Origin of the sequence: Rhodococcus sp. 27YEA15, from assembly GCF_049739425.1 — a bacterium.
In the GTDB taxonomy this organism is placed as follows: Bacteria; Actinomycetota; Actinomycetes; order Mycobacteriales; family Mycobacteriaceae; genus Rhodococcus_F.
The window spans coordinates 3,861,347-3,878,377 of sequence record NZ_JBMHHW010000001.1 but is presented as its reverse complement, the minus strand read 5'-3'; the positions used below and the strand labels follow the sequence as shown (position 1 = coordinate 3,878,377).

The 17,031-nt window shown below is 64.7% G+C and carries 17 protein-coding genes and 1 riboswitch; of the genes, 16 read left to right on the top strand and 1 reads right to left on the bottom strand.

Features of this window, described 5'->3' with window-relative positions:
- Window positions 1-13 precede the first annotated feature (13 nt).
- The 12 genes from ABH922_RS18060 (at window position 14) to ABH922_RS18005 (ending at window position 12,706) form a co-directional block, all read left to right on the top strand.
- The gene (locus ABH922_RS18060; RefSeq protein WP_424808219.1) at window positions 14-985 is read left to right on the top strand and encodes an ABC transporter substrate-binding protein; all 972 of its coding nucleotides are present in this window, start codon (window positions 14-16) and stop codon (window positions 983-985) included.
- Window positions 986-995: 10 nt separating this feature from the next.
- On the top strand, window positions 996-2,105 hold the full coding sequence (locus ABH922_RS18055; RefSeq protein WP_424808218.1) for an FAD-dependent oxidoreductase: 1,110 nt from the start codon (window positions 996-998) through the stop codon (window positions 2,103-2,105).
- A 68-nt stretch (window positions 2,106-2,173) separates the two neighbouring features.
- A complete protein-coding gene (locus ABH922_RS18050; RefSeq protein WP_424809712.1) occupies window positions 2,174-2,674 on the top strand; it encodes a GNAT family N-acetyltransferase in 501 nt (166 codons plus the stop codon).
- Window positions 2,675-2,785: 111 nt separating this feature from the next.
- Window positions 2,786-2,880, top strand: a riboswitch (SAM riboswitch).
- Window positions 2,881-2,890: 10 nt separating this feature from the next.
- Window positions 2,891-2,980: a putative leader peptide gene (locus ABH922_RS18045; protein ID WP_424808217.1), complete on the top strand. Its 90-nt coding sequence runs from the start codon at window positions 2,891-2,893 to the stop codon at window positions 2,978-2,980.
- Window positions 2,981-3,115: 135 nt separating this feature from the next.
- Window positions 3,116-4,756 (top strand): ABC transporter substrate-binding protein, encoded by a 1,641-nt coding sequence (locus ABH922_RS18040; RefSeq protein ID WP_424808216.1) that lies wholly within the window; start codon window positions 3,116-3,118, stop codon window positions 4,754-4,756.
- Between the two features lies 1 nt (window position 4,757).
- Window positions 4,758-5,741 (top strand): ABC transporter permease, encoded by a 984-nt coding sequence (locus tag ABH922_RS18035; RefSeq protein WP_424808215.1) that lies wholly within the window; start codon window positions 4,758-4,760, stop codon window positions 5,739-5,741.
- A complete protein-coding gene (locus ABH922_RS18030; protein WP_424808214.1) occupies window positions 5,734-6,624 on the top strand; it encodes an ABC transporter permease in 891 nt (296 codons plus the stop codon). The genes ABH922_RS18035 and ABH922_RS18030 overlap by 8 nt, the downstream gene beginning before the upstream one ends.
- A complete protein-coding gene (locus tag ABH922_RS18025) occupies window positions 6,621-8,258 on the top strand; it encodes a dipeptide ABC transporter ATP-binding protein (protein WP_424808213.1) in 1,638 nt (545 codons plus the stop codon). Before ABH922_RS18030 ends, ABH922_RS18025 begins: the two co-directional genes overlap by 4 nt.
- Window positions 8,251-9,369 carry an LLM class flavin-dependent oxidoreductase gene (locus ABH922_RS18020; RefSeq protein ID WP_424808212.1) on the top strand — a complete coding sequence of 373 codons (1,119 nt, stop codon included), beginning with the start codon at window positions 8,251-8,253 and terminating at the stop codon, window positions 9,367-9,369. Before ABH922_RS18025 ends, ABH922_RS18020 begins: the two co-directional genes overlap by 8 nt.
- A gap of 25 nt (window positions 9,370-9,394) precedes the next feature.
- Window positions 9,395-10,765, top strand: a complete 1,371-nt coding sequence (locus tag ABH922_RS18015; protein WP_424808211.1) for an NtaA/DmoA family FMN-dependent monooxygenase — start codon at window positions 9,395-9,397, stop codon at window positions 10,763-10,765.
- Window positions 10,762-11,568, top strand: a complete 807-nt coding sequence (locus ABH922_RS18010) for a DUF1684 domain-containing protein (protein ID WP_424808210.1) — start codon at window positions 10,762-10,764, stop codon at window positions 11,566-11,568. Before ABH922_RS18015 ends, ABH922_RS18010 begins: the two co-directional genes overlap by 4 nt.
- A 1-nt stretch (window position 11,569) precedes the next feature.
- Window positions 11,570-12,706: an LLM class flavin-dependent oxidoreductase gene (locus ABH922_RS18005; protein WP_424808209.1), complete on the top strand. Its 1,137-nt coding sequence runs from the start codon at window positions 11,570-11,572 to the stop codon at window positions 12,704-12,706.
- An 81-nt stretch (window positions 12,707-12,787) separates the two neighbouring features.
- On the opposite strand, the gene ABH922_RS18000 is transcribed toward ABH922_RS18005, so the two are convergent.
- Window positions 12,788-13,684 (bottom strand): alpha/beta hydrolase, encoded by an 897-nt coding sequence (locus tag ABH922_RS18000; protein ID WP_424809711.1) that lies wholly within the window; start codon window positions 13,682-13,684, stop codon window positions 12,788-12,790.
- Between the two features lie 711 nt (window positions 13,685-14,395).
- Here ABH922_RS18000 and ABH922_RS17995 point away from each other — a divergent pair.
- From ABH922_RS17995 to fgd, 4 genes are all read left to right on the top strand, one after another.
- Window positions 14,396-15,061 carry a hypothetical protein gene (locus ABH922_RS17995; RefSeq protein WP_424808208.1) on the top strand — a complete coding sequence of 222 codons (666 nt, stop codon included), beginning with the start codon at window positions 14,396-14,398 and terminating at the stop codon, window positions 15,059-15,061.
- Window positions 15,058-15,528: an RDD family protein gene (locus ABH922_RS17990; RefSeq protein ID WP_424808207.1), complete on the top strand. Its 471-nt coding sequence runs from the start codon at window positions 15,058-15,060 to the stop codon at window positions 15,526-15,528. The genes ABH922_RS17995 and ABH922_RS17990 overlap by 4 nt, the downstream gene beginning before the upstream one ends.
- A gap of 10 nt (window positions 15,529-15,538) precedes the next feature.
- Entirely contained in the window at window positions 15,539-15,886 is a 348-nt protein-coding gene (locus ABH922_RS17985) for a YidH family protein (protein ID WP_424808206.1), read from the top strand.
- 92 nt (window positions 15,887-15,978) lie between these two features.
- Window positions 15,979-16,992, top strand: a complete 1,014-nt coding sequence (gene fgd, locus ABH922_RS17980; protein ID WP_424808205.1) for a glucose-6-phosphate dehydrogenase (coenzyme-F420) — start codon at window positions 15,979-15,981, stop codon at window positions 16,990-16,992.
- Window positions 16,993-17,031 lie beyond the last annotated feature (39 nt).

The window sequence follows — 17,031 nt, the reverse complement described above, 5'->3', positions numbered from 1 at the left end:
AAAGGAAAAATAGATGTCTTCCCGATCCAAGCGCGCTACCTTCCTGATTTCGGCACTCGCCACGGTCGGATTGCTCAGTGCAGCGTGCAGCAGTGCCGATGCCGATTCCGACGCGGGCACCGTCACTTCCGCATCCGGCTACAACCTCACCGCGGACCAGGACCGGATCTCCACCGACAAGGTGGATTCTATTGCGGCGGAGGTCCCGCAGGACATTCGTGACCGCGGCACCCTACGCGTGACCGGCAGCGCCGGATCCGCTCCGCCGCTGCGTTTCTACGCCGACGACGACAAGACCCTCATCGGATCGGAAACCGACTTCGCCTACCTGATCGCGGACGTGCTCGGGTTGAAGGTGGATCTGCAGACGGCGGACTGGGCACAGAACTTCGTTCGCGTCGATTCGGGCGAGACGGATGCGTTCATCTCCAACGTGACGGTCACCGAAGAGCGTAAGGAAAAGTACGACTTCGCCACCTACCGCCTGGACACGCTCGCGTTCGAGGCGAAGAAGGGCTCCGGAATCTCCATCAAGGAACCCAAGGACGTCGCCGGGCGCAAGATCGCGGTCGGCTCCGGAACCAATCAGGAAGCGCTGCTGGTCAAGTGGAGTGAAGACAACGTAGCGGCCGGTCTGGCACCGACCGACATCGTCTACTACCAGAACACCACCGACTACTACCTGCCGCTGCAGTCCGGCCGTATCGACGCCTACTTCGGTCCCAACCCGTCCTCGCAGTTCCACGCCAAGCAGTCCGGTGAAACCGAAGTGGTGGGCGAGTTCTCCGGTGCCGGAGACAGTCTGCAGGGTCAGATCGCAGTGTTGGTGAAGAAGGACAACGGTTTGATCCAGGCAATCAGTGACGCCATCAACCACACCATCGAGAACGGCACGTACAAGCAGGTTCTCGAACGATGGAACATCACGACCGAAGCCGTGGACAAGTCCCTGATCAACCCGCCCGGCCTCCCCAAGACCTCGTGAGCTGCCTTTCATGACTGACATCGTCGACGTAGTGGTCATCGGCGGAGGACTCGTAGGGGCCTCCGCCGCCTGGCGACTGGCCACGCGCGGGCAGCGTGTAATTCTTCTCGAACAGCACGTACCCGGACACAAGCACGGCGCGTCCTACGGCACATCACGGATCTACCGACAGGCGTACGACAACCAGTTCTACACTCGGCTGGCAGCACAGGCACTGCCGTTGTGGCGCGAGCTCGAGGATCTCACCGACACCGGTTTCCTCGAGCTCACCGGCGCGGTCGATCACGGCCTGCCCGAGGCTGTTCAGGCCAAGGCGACGGTATTGGCGGAGCTGGGCATCAAGGGCGAGATCCTCACCCCGGAGCAGGCTTGCGCCCGTTGGCCGGGTCTGAGGTTCGACACGACGGTGTTCCATCATCCTGACGCGGGCCGTCTGCACGCCGACCGTGCGGTGGCCGCACTGAAGGCGGGAGCGAGGCTGGCCGGGGCCGACGTCCGACACGAGAGCGAAGTGCAGCAGGTCGCACGAGCCTCGTACGGCGTCGACGTGGTCACCGGCAGTGGCACCACAGCCGCCAAGCACGTCGTGATAGCGGCCGGGGCCTGGACGGAGGACTTGATCGCGCGCAGTGGGCTCGGCGAGTCGATCGTCCTGCCGGAACTGCGCACGACGCAGGAACAGCCCGCGCACTTCGTGCCGCTCGACCCTGCCGTCGCCTGGCCCAGCTTCGTGCACCATCCGGGCGCCCAGCTGAATACAGCCGGAATCTACGGCCTCGGATCCGAGGACGGCGTCAAGATCGGCGAGCACGCCACCGGTCCGCAGGTCACACCGGCGACGCGCGACTACACCCCGAGCGCGGCGGGGGAGCAGCGTCTGGTGGAGTACGCGCAGGCCTGGCTACCCGGCGTCGATTCGGCGCAGGTCGAATCCCTGACCTGCCTCTACACCAACACTCCGGACAGCAACTTCGTGATCGACCGGGTGGGGGCGGTAACCGTCGCGGCCGGATTCTCCGGTCACGGCTTCAAGTTCGGTCCGGCGCTGGGAGAACTCGTCTCCGATCTGGTGAGCGGAGATGTCCTTGCCCCGGAAGTTTTTCGATTGGGGTTGCGTTGAGCCAGGATGTGGCATCGAGAGAGAGTTCCGTCGACGAACAGCGGGTACGCGAGGAGGGGTCGCTGTTCGTGGACGGACTGGGCGAGTTGCGAGTTCGTTCGGTGGCGCAGAGTGACCGGTTGGCCGCTCCGCTGATCGCCGAGCTGGCCACGGAGTACAGCGCCAGATACGGCGGGACGCGAGCGGAGATGCTTGCGGACCTCGAGACGTACCCGGCGGAGGAGTTCGCATCACCGCACGGTGCGCTACTGGTACTGACCATCGGCGACGAGCCCATCGCGGGCGGAGCCTTTCGTCAATTCGATTCCGGTACTGCCGAATTGAAGAGAATATGGACTTCGAACCGGTATCGCCGGCGTGGGTTGGGCAAGATCGTGGTCCGCGAACTGGAACGGGTGATCGCCCAGCGTGGATATCGAAAGGTGTACCTGACCACCGGGCCGCGTCAACCCGAAGCGGTGGCGTTGTATCTCGCGAGCGGATACACCCCACTCTTCGACCGAAATCTCACGCCCGACGAGATCGGTGTGCATCCCTTCGAGAAGGTAGTGGAGGCTTCGAACGGGTAGCCGGGAAGTGTGCGCCGCCGAACCGAGCGAACACCTGGAAAGTGTGACTCGAGCTGCAATTCCTACCGCCCGGGTTGACAACACCCGGGCATCGACTCGTAAACTTACGGACGACCATCCAGAGCGACCGAGAGACCTGGCTCCGTGAAGTCGCAGCAACCCCCCGAGCGATCGGGTGCGGGTGCTACCGCCAGGACCGATGGAGGAATACGGACGATGAAGGCAGTTGAGGGCGGTTTCGACACCGCGTGGTCTCGTCGACATGTCGATCTCTGCCGTACCGCAGGGTCCTTCTGTACGTACTGACCCCTGGGTCAGTTTCCCACGGCTACTCGTCACATCGGGTGAGCCTGCATTTCTCTTCTCTTCGTAGCTGATTCGTACGAGTCGACCTCTGTCGACGAATGCGTTCGTCGGCGCGCCTCACTAGGAGTTTCTTCGGTGTCCTCGTCATCTCACGGTGCTCGCTCCCGCGTCACTGTCATCGCCGGTATCGGCGCCATCTCGATTCTCGGGACCGTCCTTGCCGGATGCAGCAGCGACAGCGGTGATTCCGCAGGCGCTTCGGGTACCGCGCAGCCCGGCGGCACCTTACGATACGGACTCTCGACTGCTCCTACCTGCGCCGATCCCGGTCAGGCCGGTACCAACCAGACGGTGTACGTCACTCGTACCGTGGTGGATTCGCTGACCGATCAGAGCACCGACACCGGCGAGATCAAGCCGTGGCTGGCCAAGAGTTGGGAGATCAGCCCCGACGCGTCGAGTTTCACGTTCACCCTGCGCGACGACGTCACCTTCAGCGACGGCACCCCGCTCACCGCGGACTCGGTGAAGAAGACCTTCGACTCCGTCAAGGATCTCGGCCCCAACGCCTCGTTGGCCAAGAGCTACCTTTCCGATTACACCGGCACCGACGTGGTCGACTCGCACACCGCGAAGGTCAACTTCTCCGGACCCAATGTTCAGTTCCTGCAGGCAACTTCGACGCCGCAGCTCGGAATCCTCGCCGACTCCACCACAGCGCTTACCTCTGATCAGCGGTGCGCGGGCGCAGCCGTGGTCGCTTCCGGCCCGTTCACCTATTCGGACTGGCAGCAGGACAAGAGCGTCTCGATCAAGAAGCGCGCCGGGTACACGTGGGGTTCTGAAGTCTTCGGACACCAGGGTGAGGCCTACCTCGACGGCGTCGACTTCACCGTCGTCCCCGAATCCGGGGTCCGTGCCGGTAGCCTCGCCTCCGGTCAGCTCGACGCGGTCAGCGACGCGCTGCCGCAGGACGCGGCACAGATCGAAGGTGCGGGCGGCCGAATCCTGACGCGGCCGAACCCCGGCATCAGCTTCTTCTTCCAGCCCAACGTCAGCCGCGGTGTTCTCGCCGATCAGGCTGTGCGCCAGGCGATCATCCCGGCCATCAACCGCCAGGAACTGGTCGACACCGTTCTCGATCCGTCCTTCTTCCCCGCCACCAGCCCGTTGGCGCACACCACCCCGCTCTACAAGGACCAGTCCGACATCGTCACCTTCGACGCGGACAAGTCCGCGAAGCTGCTCGATGCTGCCGGTTGGACGAGGACCGGTGACGGAGTCCGGGAGAAGGACGGCCAGAAGCTGACCTTCTCGGTGACCTTCAGCCCGGTATTCGCCGGTAACCAGGCCATTCTCGAACTCGTCCAGCAGCAGTTGCGCAAGGTGGGCGTGGATCTGCAGCTCAACCTGGTCTCCAACGGAGAGCTGAGCGAAAAGCAGAACTCCGGTGACTACGACGCGGTCTACTACAACTCCACTCGTGCCGACGCCGACATCCTCCGCGCCACCTTCGGTCTGGACGGGCGCAACCTCAACAAGCGCGCGGCGGACCCGGAACTGGACGCGATCTTGACCAAGCAGCTCGCCACTACCGACAACACCGAGCGTGGCGCTCTGATCGACCGAGCGCAGCACCTGATCGCCGATCGTGGACTGTCCATTCCGACCATCGAGCTCTCGCAGGCCGTCGGCGCCGCGTCGAGCGTTCAGGATCTGAAGTTCGAAGCGTCTTCGCGTCTGCAGTTCTTCGACGCATGGTTGTCGGGTAAGTGACATGACTCGTTACGTACTCACCCGACTGGGACAGGCCGCGCTGGTTCTGTGGGCGGCGTTCACCATCTCGTTCGTGATCTTGTTCCTGCTGCCCAGTGACCCGGTCAGCATGGCTGCCGACGCCTCCGGTCAGGGCATTGCCGTGGACCAGGTCGCACTGGATCAGCTTCGCGCTCGGTACGGTCTGGACCAGTCGGTGTGGGTGCAGTACTGGACGTCGCTGACGCACTCGCTGCGCGGTGATTTCGGTACCTCCATCGCCACCGGACAGCCGGTGACCGATGCGATCTTCGCGGCTCTGCCGAGCACGATGACGTTGGCGCTCACCGGACTGCTGTTCTCGCTGATCTTCGGCGTGAGCATCTCGTTCTTCGCCACCTACACCCGCAAGCGCTGGCTCGCGAACCTGTTGTTCTCGCTGCCGCCGCTCGGTGTAGCGGTGCCGACTTTCTGGGTAGGACTGATTCTCCTGCAGTTCTTCTCGTTCCGGCTGCACATCTTCCCGGCGTTCGGGGACAAGGGTTTCAGCTCGGTGATCCTGCCGGCGATCACACTCGCCATACCCACCGGCGCCGTCATCGCACAGGTGTTGACGACCAGCCTGCAAGCGACACTGCGTTCGCCGCACGTCGAGACCGCGTACGCCAAGGGTGCAAGCCGCTGGCGAATCCAGACTCGCCATGCCATGAGATTGGCCAGTATTCCCGCGTTCACCATCGCAGGCGTGCTCGTCGGAAACCTGCTGGCCGGTTCGGTGGTCGTGGAGACGGTGTTCTCCCGCGCCGGTGTCGGCCGACTGACACAGACCTCGGTGATGGCTCAGGACATCCCGGTGGTGCAGGGCGTCGTCGTCTTCGCGTCGCTGGTGTTCGTGCTCGTCAACCTCGCGGTGGATCTCTTCTACCCCCTGATCGACCCGCGCATCGTCCAAACCAAGAAGTCGCAGTCCGAAAGCTCGAACGAACTGGAGCCGGCCCATGTCTGAGACGCTGATCGAACCCGTACTGGTCGATCCGACCCCCGAAGACGCCCCGGTGGTTCCGCGTCGCCGCGGGTCCAGATTCTTCGGTCTGATCCGCAAGCCCAGCATCGTGATTCCGTCGCTGATCGTCTTGTTGGCCGTCGGGTTCGCACTGTTCCCCAACTTCTTCGCCAGCGGTGATCCGCTCTCCGGAGTGCCGGCCGACAAACTGCAGGGACCGAGCCTGGCGCACTGGTTCGGTACCGACAATCTCGGGCGTGACCTCTACACCCGTTTCGTTCACGGCGCCGCGCTGTCCTTGACCGCAACCCTCGTCGCCGTGGGCATCGCTCTGGTCGTCGGATCGCTGATCGGCCTGCTGGCCGGATTCGTCGGCGGCGTCGTGGACGCGGTACTGATGCGTATCGTCGACGTTCTCCTCTCCATCCCGGCGCTGCTGCTCTCCCTGGCTCTGGTGACCGCGCTCGGCTTCGGCACCATCAACGTCGCCATCGCCGTCGGTGTGTCGATGGTCGCGAACTTCGCCCGGGTGATGCGCGCCGAGGTGATGCGGGTGCGCGGCGCGCTGTACGTCGAAGCAGCGTTCAGTTCGGGTGTGCGGTGGATCGGTGTTCTGCGTCGGCATGTCCTGCCCAACTCGTACGCACCGGTGATCGCCCTGTCCGCGGTCGAGTTCGGTCAGGCCGTACTCGCGGTGTCGGCATTGAGCTTCCTGGGCTTCGGCGCCGTTCCCCCGACGCCCGAATGGGGATCGCTGGTCTCCGAAGGCCGTAACTACCTGGCCAACGCCTGGTGGATGACCACACTTCCGGGTCTTGCGATCGTGGCCGTGGTGATCTCGGCCCATCGCATCGGCCACGAGATCGAAAAGAGTAATCGACGATGAGTACTGTCGACGGATCGCCGAGCGCTGTGAACGAGCCGTTGCTCTCCGTCACCGATCTGAAGATCGCGTACGGAGACACCCCGGCTGTGCACGGTGTCAGCTTCACGCTCGGGCGTGGGGAAGTGGTCGCGGTGGTCGGTGAGTCCGGCTCCGGAAAATCGACTACCGCGCATGCCATCCTCGGATTGCTCTCGGGCAGCGGCCGGATCACCGGCGGCACCGTCGAATTCGAAGGCGAGCGGATCGACTCGTCCTCCGATCGAGCCTGGCGCAGAATCCGTGGCGCCCGAATCGGTTTGGTGCCGCAGGATCCCACGACGTCGCTGAACCCGGTGACGCGCATCGGTGACCAGGTGGCGGAGGTACTCCGTATCCACGGACTGGCGGATCGACGTCGGGCCAAACTGGACGCCGTCGAGGTGCTCGAACGGGCAGGAATCGACCGCCCGGAGATCCGCGCGCGCCAGTACCCGCACGAGTTGTCCGGCGGTATGCGTCAGCGCGTACTGATCGGAATCGCCCTCGTCGCCAAGCCGGCTCTGATCATCGCCGACGAGCCTACGAGTGCCCTGGACGTGACAGTTCAGCGTCGTATCCTCGATCATCTGGACGAACGAATCGCCGAGTCGGGGTCAGCGGTTCTCCTGATCACCCACGACCTGGGTGTCGCGGCGGATCGTGCCGATCGCATCCTGGTCATGCAGGGCGGAAAGATAGTCGAATCCGGCCGCACCGCCGATATTCTGGGCAATCCGCAGCACGAGTACACGAAGAAGCTCCTCGGATCGGCTCCGAGCCTGTCCTCGGGGCCGGTGGAGCGACCCGTGCGCACCGACACGACCCCGCTGCTCACCCTCACCGGTATCACCAAGCGCTTCGAATTGGGGCGCGGAAGTTCCATCACCGCGGTGGACGACGTCTCGCTGACAGTCCCGCGCGGCCAGACGGTGTCGTTGGTGGGCGAGTCCGGATCCGGCAAGTCCACTACAGCCCGCATCGCGGTCCGACTCGAAGAATCGAACTCGGGCACCATCACATTCGATCAGCAGAACATCACGGCCGCAAAGGGCGCCGAGCTGCGCGATCTACGACGGCGAATCCAACTGGTCTACCAGAACCCGTACGCGTCACTCGATCCTAAGCTCTCGGTACAGGACATCGTGGCGGAACCGTTGCGGGCGTTCAAGGTCGGTAGCGGTGAGGAACAGCAGAAGCGGGCCGCGGAACTGCTCGACCAGGTGGCGCTGCCCGCCCAGTTCCTGGGGCGTCGACCGGCCGAACTGTCCGGTGGCCAGCGACAGCGGGTGGCCATCGCCCGTGCACTGGCGTTGAAGCCCGACCTGCTGGTGCTCGACGAACCGGTATCGGCGTTGGACGTATCGGTGCAGGCGCAGATCCTCACCCTCCTCGACGATCTGCAGCGCGATCTCGGACTGACGTACCTCTTCATCTCACACGATCTCGCCGTGGTTCGGCAGATCAGCGACATCGTCGGTGTGATGCGCGCCGGCCGCTTGGTCGAAATCGGAACCACTACGGAGATCTTCGATCGGCCTCGGCACGAGTACACCCAAACGTTGCTCGCGGCGATCCCCGGGCGCGACCATACCGTTGGAAAGGTCGAACATGTCTGACCCGAAGCCTGACTCATTGCTGATCGGTATCGAATTCGCGGGCACGGGAGCACATCCGGCGTCCTGGCGGCGCACTGATTCACGCGCCGAAGAACTGTTCACCGCGCCCTACTGGGTGGATCTGGTCACCGCTGCGGACCGCAGCGGAGTGGATCTGGCGTTCTTCCCCGATTCGTTCGCGGTGCAGTCGGAGGGACGGCACGCCACACGTGGACGTCTCGAAGCCGTTGCCACCGCCGCGCGCGTGAGTGCACTGACCACGAGAATCGGATTGATTCCCACTGCCACTGTCACCCACACCGAACCGTTCCACGTTTCCAAATCCATTGCCAGTATCGATTTCTCGTCGGTCGGACGCGCCGGTTGGCAAGTTGCGGTGTCCGAGACGGCAGAGCAGGCCGCACTGTTCGGCCGGAAGCAGCCCCAAAGCGAAGAGTCGCTGTGGGCCGAAGCGGCCGAGGCCGTGGAAGTCGCCAGTCGGCTGTGGGACAGCTGGGAGGACGACGCCGAGATTCGTGACGTCGCGACCGGCCGCTTCATCGATCGAGACAAGTTGCACTACATCGATTTCGAAGGTGAACACTTCTCGGTCAAGGGGCCGTCGATCACGCCGCGGTCCCCACAGGGACAGCCGCTGGTCGCGGTGGACGCGAGCCTGCCGCAGGCCAGGGACCTGGCGGTGCGGCGCGCCGACCTCATTCGGATCAGCGCCGTCGATGTCGACGACGCCACCTCCGTGGCCAGGCTCGTCCACGAGCAGGCTGCCGCGCTCGGGCGGAACGTGCGGGTACTGCTCGATGTGGACGTTCTGATCGGCGCCGACCGCGGTGCCGCCGACGACGCGCTCGCCGAACTCGACGAATGGGCGACAGTGCCGTACGTCGCGCGTTCGCTGTTCTATCGCGGTGACTCGGCCGCGCTCGTCGACCTGCTACGCGAGATCGACGGAGCTGCCGGGCTGGACGGCGTCGTGCTCAGGCCGCTCGCGCTGGCGGCGGGCGTGGACAAGATCACGTCCGAGGTTCTCCCCGTGGTCAATCCGCGCCCGGACACCGCCCCGACGTTGCGCGAGCGCTTGGGATTCGAGCTGCCCGCAAATCAGTTCGCGTGATGTTGCGAACAGAACAGGAACTCTGATGACACAGAACAGGATTCGCAAGCAGGTTCATCTGGGCGCACATTTCCCGGGTGTCAACAACACGACGGTGTGGGCCGACCCGGCCTCCAAGAGTCAGGTGGACTTCAGCTCGTTCGAGCACCTGGCCTGCAGTGCGGAGCGCGGATTGTTCGACTTCTTCTTCCTTGCCGAAGGGCTGCGTTTGCGCGAGCATCAGGGCAAGATCCACGATCTCGACGTCGTGGGTCGGCCGGACACTCTCGGTGTCCTCAACGCTCTGGCCGGGGTGACCGAGAAGCTCGGTCTGGCCGGAACCATCAACACCACGTTCAACGAGCCGTACGAGTTGGCCAAGCAGTTCTCCACTCTCGATCATCTCTCGGACGGTCGCGCGGCCTGGAATCTCGTCACCTCCTCCGATGCCTTCACCGGTGAGAACTTTCGTCGCGGTGGATATCTGGAACACTCGCAGCGGTATGCTCGCGCCAACGAATTGGTCGACGTGGTTCGGACGCTGTGGGACAGTTGGAGTGTCGGTCGTCCGCGGGTCGATCGTGAGCACGGCGTGTTCGCCACCGATCAGCAGATCGGCAACTTCTCGCACGCCGGGGAGCAGTTCGACATCTCCGGCCGCTTCGAGGTGCCACGCAGCCCGCAGGGGCATCCGGTGCTCCTGCAAGCCGGAGACTCCGACGAAGGCCGTGAATTCGGTGCAGCCAAGGCGGATGCCATCTTCACCGGACACGGCACACTCGAGGCCGGCCAGGCCTTCTACGCTGACGTCAAGGGTCGTCTCGCGAAGTACGGACGCAGCCACGCCGACCTCAAGATCCTGCCTGCCGCCACCTTCGTTCTCGGTGACAACGCCGCCGACGCGCAGGAGAAGGCGTACCACATCCGTCGTCAGCAGGTCGGCCCGCAGACCGCCATCGCGTTCCTCGAACAGGTTTGGGGCCGAGACCTTTCCGCGTACGACGCGGACGGGCCGTTGCCCAAGGAAGACCCCGCTGACGACGTCGACATCACACGCGGACGAGTGCGCCACGTCAAAGATCCGCGCGCCGTCGCCGACCTGTGGCGGGCCAAGTCCGAAGCGGAAAATCTCAGCATTCGCGAACTGATCATCGAGGTCACCGCGCGCCAGCAGTTCGTCGGCAGTGCCGCCGAAGTGGCCGCCGAGATCGACAGCTACGTCCAGGGCGACGCCAGTGACGGCTTCATACTCGTCCCGCACCTCACCCCGGCCGGACTCGACGAGTTCATCGACACCGTGGTGCCGGAGTTGCAGGATCGCGGCAGCTTCCGAACCGAATATGCAGGAACCACTCTGCGCAGCCATCTCGGCTTGCGCCATCCGCACGAGCAGTCCGAAGGAGTTCGAGCATCATGACCGTCACCGACACCTCGATCGACACCTTTGCCACCGAATGGAATTCGTGGCACGAAGGGCGCAACACGACCTACGGTGAGCCGCTCGGGTGGCTGAGCCTGACGTCACTGCACTGGTTGGTGGAGACCGACTCCACGTTTGCAGACCTGCCAGGTGCATGGCGCGCCGACGACAACGGCGCCACCATCACCGGAACACCTGCCGACGAATTGTCGGTCGACGGCATTCCGGTGGACGGCTCCGTCACGATCGAACCGGTCGAAGGTGCACCAGGCTTGATCGTGAAGCAGGGTTCTCGTCTGGTCGAGGTGATCCGCCGGACCGGTGACGTGGCGTTGCGCGTTCACGACGCGTCCGCACCGGCACTGGCCCGGTTCACGGGCATCCCCACGTTCGAACCGCGTCAGGACTGGGTTGTCGACGCCGTGTTCACCGCGTACGACACGGCGCGGACCGTGACGACCGGCGCTGTCGTCGAAGGTCTCGAACATCACCACAATGCCCTGGGAACGGTCAGTTTCGAGTACGACGGAGCACCGCACGAACTGGTCGCGTTCGCGGGCAAGGGCGGTGGCCTGCACATACTGTTCACGGATGCGACGAGCGGTGTGTCCACCTATCCGTCGTCTCGCTCCCTGCAGCTGAGCGAGCCGGCGCCGGGTGGCGGTGTGGTGCTCGACTTCAACCGGGCGTCGAACCTGCCCTGCGCCTTCACCGACTACGCGACGTGCCCGGTGGCTCCTGCCGAGAATCGACTGCCGTTCGCAGTCGAGGCCGGCGAGAAAACGCCAGAAGGGCGCTGACATGACGGTTCCGCTGTCAGTTCTGGATCTGTCGCCGATCAGTGAGGGCGGGACCGCTCGCCAAGCGTTACGTAATTCGTTGGATCTCGCACGGGCCGCCGAAGCGTGGGGCTACAAGCGTTACTGGGTGGCCGAACACCACTTCGTCGGTGTCGCCAGTTCCGCGCCCGCCGTGCTGGTGGGACTGATCGCCGCAGCCACCAACACCATTCGCGTCGGTAGCGCCGCGGTATTGCTGGGGCACAACACCGCTGCGGAGGTAGTGGAAGCCTTCGGTACCGTCGAGGCGCTCTATCCGGGTCGAATCGACATCGGGCTCGGTCGTTCCGGGCAACGACAGGCAGAGGCCGTGGCGGCGGCCAAGGCCGCCGCGCCGGCATTCGTGCGCCGGGAAACCGAGGTTCGCGACGGCGTCGTGATACCGGCGGCATTCGATACTCGGAACCTGCTCACCTCGGCTCGTGCTCAGGCATCGCACGAAGCCCTGGCGTTCGAAGGCGCAAAAGCGCCCGACTACGAAGAGCAGGTCGGTGACATCCTGGCGCTGCTGGAGGGCACCTACCGCAGCTCCGACGGCATCGAACTGCACGTCAGTCCCGGTGAGGGTGCGGACGTGCAGGTGTGGGTGTTCGGCAGCAGTGCCGGGCCCAGTGCAGAACTGGCGGGTCGGCTCGGGCTCCCGTTCGGAGCGAACTATCACGTGGCTCCGTACAGCACTCTCGATGCCGTCGAGGCCTACCGCAACGCATTTCGGCCGTCCGACACACTCTCCGAACCATACGTCGTGGTATCGGCGGATGTCGTGGTGGCCGAAGATGATTCGACGGCACAGGAACTGGCGTCCTCGTACGGTCAGTGGACGCACAGCATCCGCAGCGGGCGTGGCGCGATACCGTTCCCGGACCCCGCTACCGCACAACCGCTCTCGGACACCGAGCGTAAGTTGGTCGAGGATCGGTTGATCACCCAGTTCGTCGGTTCACCCACCACCGTCGCGGACAGGCTCGCCAGCCTGCAGAAGGTCAGCGGTGCAGACGAGATAGTGGTGACGGGTGTGACGCACGGTCACGAAGATCGACTGCGTTCCTATCAACTGCTGGCCCGCGAGTGGGGACTACCCGCTCTGCTGGCTGCCTGACGAGCACCGTCGGGTGAACGGGGGTGGGCCGAACGTCGTGTCCACCCCCGCAACTCGTGGTCCGGTCTACCGCAGTCCGGATCATGCTCCGACGGCACTCGCGATCAGAGGCCAGGACGCCCGCAAGTCGGCTTCGAACAGACCCCAGGAGTGAGTTCCCTCCGGCCGGAAGCTGAAAGTCGCCGGTATCCCCAACTGATGGAAGCGATCTCGTAAGGCTGCGGTGCACAGATTGGTGACGGCCTCGAGGGCAGCGCCCGGAACGACGCCGGGGATCATCGCAGGCGAGTCGATTCTGTCGACAGGTCCGGGCACACCGTTGCCGGTGGAGATGAACAGGGTTGTCCCGCGTAACCTTTCGGCATTGACCAGGGGGTCGTGATCGACCCACTGCGGCCCGCCTGGCGGACCCCACATGTTGGCCGTGTTTCCGCCGCCGCGCACCTCCACCATGGCCCGGACTGCGGCCTGGCCCAGCGGATCACTGGTTCGCGGACAACCGCTGTACGAGCCGACGGCACGGTACAGGCCGGGCGCCTGAGCGGCGAGATCGAGCACCGGACCCCCGGCCATCGAGACCCCACCGAGGGCGTTGACGCCGGTGGTGCCGTACCGGGCATCGACCGCGGCGGGCAACTCCTTCGTCAGATAGGTCTGCCATTTGTTGCGTCCGAGAACCGGATCGTCGGCGTTCCAATCGGTGTACATGCTGAACTTGCCGCCGACCGGCATCACGACGTTGACGTGTTTGTCGGCGAAGAATTCCCGAACCCCGGTGTTGTTGAACCAGGAGATCCCGTCTTCACCGCCGCCCACTCCGGTCAACAGGTAGAACGTCGGGGCGGGTCGGCCGCCGGCCGGGGAGATGACGTCGTTGCTGATCCATCGGTCCATGGACGGCGAGTACACGTCGATGCGGGAGACCACCGATTCGGCGGTGGCCGTGGACGTGGTCAGGCCGAGGAATCCGGCGACCATCACCCCCGCCATGACCAACTGCACCGTGATTCGACTGCTCTTCACAACACCCCCAGGATGGTACCGACGTAACGACTGTGTCCGAACGAGAGTGACACAGTCCGGCCGTCGACGCGGCGTGTCCGGATAACGGTTCGATAAGGACGGCGACGCCGGCGTGTCCGCGCAGCAGGACCGAAGCACGTCACGGCGCCCAGGCCGACCAACCGCGGCACCGTGAAGACGTAACGACATGCCCCGGCCGCCGACGCCTGCCGGGGCACCGGCTCGACGGTCGAAAGTTTCGTGCCGTCGCAGGGCGGGGACCAGCCACGGGTGCGGTGGCCGACGCGAACAGACCTTGCGGGCTAATAGTCGGCAGGGGGTTTGGACGAACACTGATCTCGTTCAGTGCCCGTGCAACGATCTCCTGTCGGGTACTGGCAAATCGGTAGGTATCGGTGGTGAACGGCACCGACGCTCGACCGGACGACAGGACGGCTGTCGATGTTGTCGGCGACAGGGTTGTCGATGTTCTCGGCGACAGTGCCGTCGATGTTCTCGGCGAGAGTGGAACAAGGGCCGCGCCGCACCGCGCTTCGCCGGGCGAGGCGATTCCCCTGCGCTTCCCGTCCATCGCACCGGGCGGGCGGAAGCGCACGACAACGGTGGCAGAATGCGGTCGACAGCGAAGACTGTCAGCAGACCGAGTGAAGGGCAGGAGACATTCGCGTGGCATCGCAGTCGCAGCACCCCGAATCCGACGTGATTCGGTTGGCGTTCGGCCTGGGGGCCGTCGCGGTCACCGTGGCGCGTCGAACAGTTGGTGCCACCCTCGATTCGGTTCACCGTATTCCGGTGATCGGCAATCCGCTCGACACCGCGATCTGCGAGGTGACCGCGCTCGGTGAAGAGGCGATCCGGGCAAGCCTCGCCGCCGCGGACGCCACCGTCCGTTCGGTGGTCGACGTCGTCGTGGCTGCGGCTCTGGCCGAAATCGACATCACGAAGATCATCGTCGAGCACGTGGACGTCGACGCGGTGGTAGATGCCGTGGATCTGCAACGGCAGGTCGATCGCCTCGATCTGGTCGCCATCGCCGATCAGGTCATCGAAGGTGTCGACCTTCCCCGGATCATTCGAGAATCCACCGGATCGCTGTCCACCGAAGCGGTCCGCGGTGCCAGGGCACAGAGCATGCAGGCTGATGACGCCGTCGCCGGTTTCGTCGGAAAGTTACTCGGGCGGGATCGCCGACGACCGCCGGAGCCTGAGCCGTCTGGGTCTGAGCCGCCGGAGCCTGAGCCGTCTGGGTCTGAGCCGCCGGAGCCCCAGCCGTCTGGGTCTGAGCCGTCTGGGCCTGAGCCGTCTGGATCTCGGAAACTGGAGCTCGAGTGATCGAGACGAGTTCGAGGCCGGCCGGAATAGTGACGCGCGGGCTCGCCGGAATCATCGACGTCGCAGTGGTGCTCACGGTACTGGGAATCGGCTACGTGGGGGTGTTGTTCCTGCGACTCCTGTTCTCACCGCAGGACTTTTCCTTCGTTCAACCGGGGGTGGTGTGGTCCACGACGGCATTTCTGGCGACCGCAGTCGCCTACCTGACCGTGTGCTGGGCGACCACCGGGCATACCGTGGGATCTGTGGTGATGGGGGTGCGAGTGATCACGTCGTCGCTGCGGCTGGTGCGATGGCCGTTGGCGCTCCTGCGGGCGGTGCTGTGTGTGCTGTTCGCGTTCGGGCTGCTGTGGTCGGCCGTCGACCGGCGTCGACGATCGTTGCACGACATCGTCCTGCGCACCGAGGTGGTCTACGACTGGAGTGTCGACACCGACGTCGCCGCACCGGGTGGTGCGCACTCGTGACTGCACGCGGATGAGCGAGCCGAATCGGCCGGACGAACGGTTCACCCTCGCCAGCGAACGGACGTTTCTCGCGTGGATGCGGACGGCACTGGCGCTGCTCGCCGGTGGCATCGCGATGCTCGAGCTGATTCCGGGCTGGAGCACGGGTTGGGTACGTACCGGCATCGCGTTGGTGCTCATTGCCATGGCCGCGGCTGCCGCGCTGACCGGGATGCGGCGGTGGTTGCAGGTGAAGAAGGCCCTCGAAACCGGTGCGGACATGCCGTCGCCACACATGTTGTGGCTGTTCGCGGTAGGGCTGGCTGCCATCGCGGTGTCGGTCGGTGTGGCGACCGTCCTCACCCGACTTTCGGCGTGATGCGCTCCGTGGAAGTTCCACGGAGTCCTCGATAGTCTGCAATGAGAAGTCTGCGGTACTGCAGACACGGGGTCGACAGCGAGGAGCACACAGTGGCGCAGGAACTCAAGCTCGGATACAAAGCCTCGGCGGAGCAGTTCGGGCCGCGGGAATTGGTGGAGCTGGCAGTTCTCGCGGAGCAGCACGGTATGGATTCGGTGGCGGTGTCCGACCACTTCCAACCATGGCGACACAACGGCGGGCATGCGCCGTTCTCGCTCGCCTGGATGACGGCGGTCGGCGAACGCACCGAGCGGGTGCAGATCGGAACCTCGGTGATGACCCCGACGTTCCGTTACAACCCGGCGGTGATCGCGCAGGCCTTCGCGACGATGGGATGTCTGTACCCGGGCCGCATCATGCTCGGTGTGGGTAGCGGCGAGGCGCTCAACGAGATCGCCACCGGATTCAAGGGCGAATGGCCGGACTTCAAAGAGCGCTTCGCGCGTCTGCGTGAGTCGGTGCGTCTGATGCGCGAGTTGTGGCTCGGCGACCGCGTCGACTTCGAGGGCGAATACTTCACCACGCGTGGCGCCTCGATCTACGACGTTCCCGAAGGCGGCATTCCCGTGTACATCGCGGCCGGTGGACCGGTCGTGGCGCGATATGCCGGCCGGGCGGGTGACGGTTTCATCTGCACCTCGGGCAAGGGCATGGACCTGTACACCGAGAAGTTGCTCCCGGCCGTCGCCGAAGGTGCGCAGAAGGCAGAGCGCGACGTCGCCGAGATCGACAAGATGATCGAGATCAAGATCAGCTACGACACCGATCCCGCAGCAGCGCTCGAGAACACCCGTTTCTGGGCACCCCTGTCGTTGACGCCGGAGCAGAAGCACAGCATCGAAGACCCCATCGAGATGGAGGCCGCCGCGGACGCGCTGCCCATCGAACAAGTAGCCAAGCGGTGGATCGTGGCCTCCGATCCGGACGACGCCGTTGCTCAGGTGAAAGCATACGTAGATGCCGGTCTCAACCACCTGGTGTTCCATGCTCCCGGACACGATCAGCGCCGGTTCCTGGAACTGTTCGAACGCGACCTCGCCCCTCGCTTGCGCGCCCTGGGCTGATCGCGGATGCGGTGTCGGTCGAGGTGTAGGTCGGTCGAG

Bases quoted from the DNA above. Each gene is read 5' to 3' on its own strand.
- ABH922_RS18060 (WP_424808219.1), top strand. From the start codon at position 14: ATGTCTTCCCGATCCAAGCGCGCTACCTTCCTGATTTCGGCACTCGCC.
- ABH922_RS18055 (WP_424808218.1), top strand. From the start codon at position 996: ATGACTGACATCGTCGACGTAGTGGTCATCGGCGGAGGACTCGTAGGG.
- ABH922_RS18045 (WP_424808217.1), top strand. From the start codon at position 2,891: ATGAAGGCAGTTGAGGGCGGTTTCGACACCGCGTGGTCTCGTCGACAT.
- ABH922_RS18035 (WP_424808215.1), top strand. From the start codon at position 4,758: ATGACTCGTTACGTACTCACCCGACTGGGACAGGCCGCGCTGGTTCTG.
- ABH922_RS18030 (WP_424808214.1), top strand. From the start codon at position 5,734: ATGTCTGAGACGCTGATCGAACCCGTACTGGTCGATCCGACCCCCGAA.
- ABH922_RS18025 (WP_424808213.1), top strand. From the start codon at position 6,621: ATGAGTACTGTCGACGGATCGCCGAGCGCTGTGAACGAGCCGTTGCTC.
- ABH922_RS18020 (WP_424808212.1), top strand. From the start codon at position 8,251: ATGTCTGACCCGAAGCCTGACTCATTGCTGATCGGTATCGAATTCGCG.
- ABH922_RS18015 (WP_424808211.1), top strand. From the start codon at position 9,395: ATGACACAGAACAGGATTCGCAAGCAGGTTCATCTGGGCGCACATTTC.
- ABH922_RS18010 (WP_424808210.1), top strand. From the start codon at position 10,762: ATGACCGTCACCGACACCTCGATCGACACCTTTGCCACCGAATGGAAT.
- ABH922_RS18005 (WP_424808209.1), top strand. From the start codon at position 11,570: ATGACGGTTCCGCTGTCAGTTCTGGATCTGTCGCCGATCAGTGAGGGC.
- ABH922_RS18000 (WP_424809711.1), bottom strand. From the start codon at position 13,684: ATGGTCGCCGGATTCCTCGGCCTGACCACGTCCACGGCCACCGCCGAA.
- ABH922_RS17985 (WP_424808206.1), top strand. From the start codon at position 15,539: ATGAGCGAGCCGAATCGGCCGGACGAACGGTTCACCCTCGCCAGCGAA.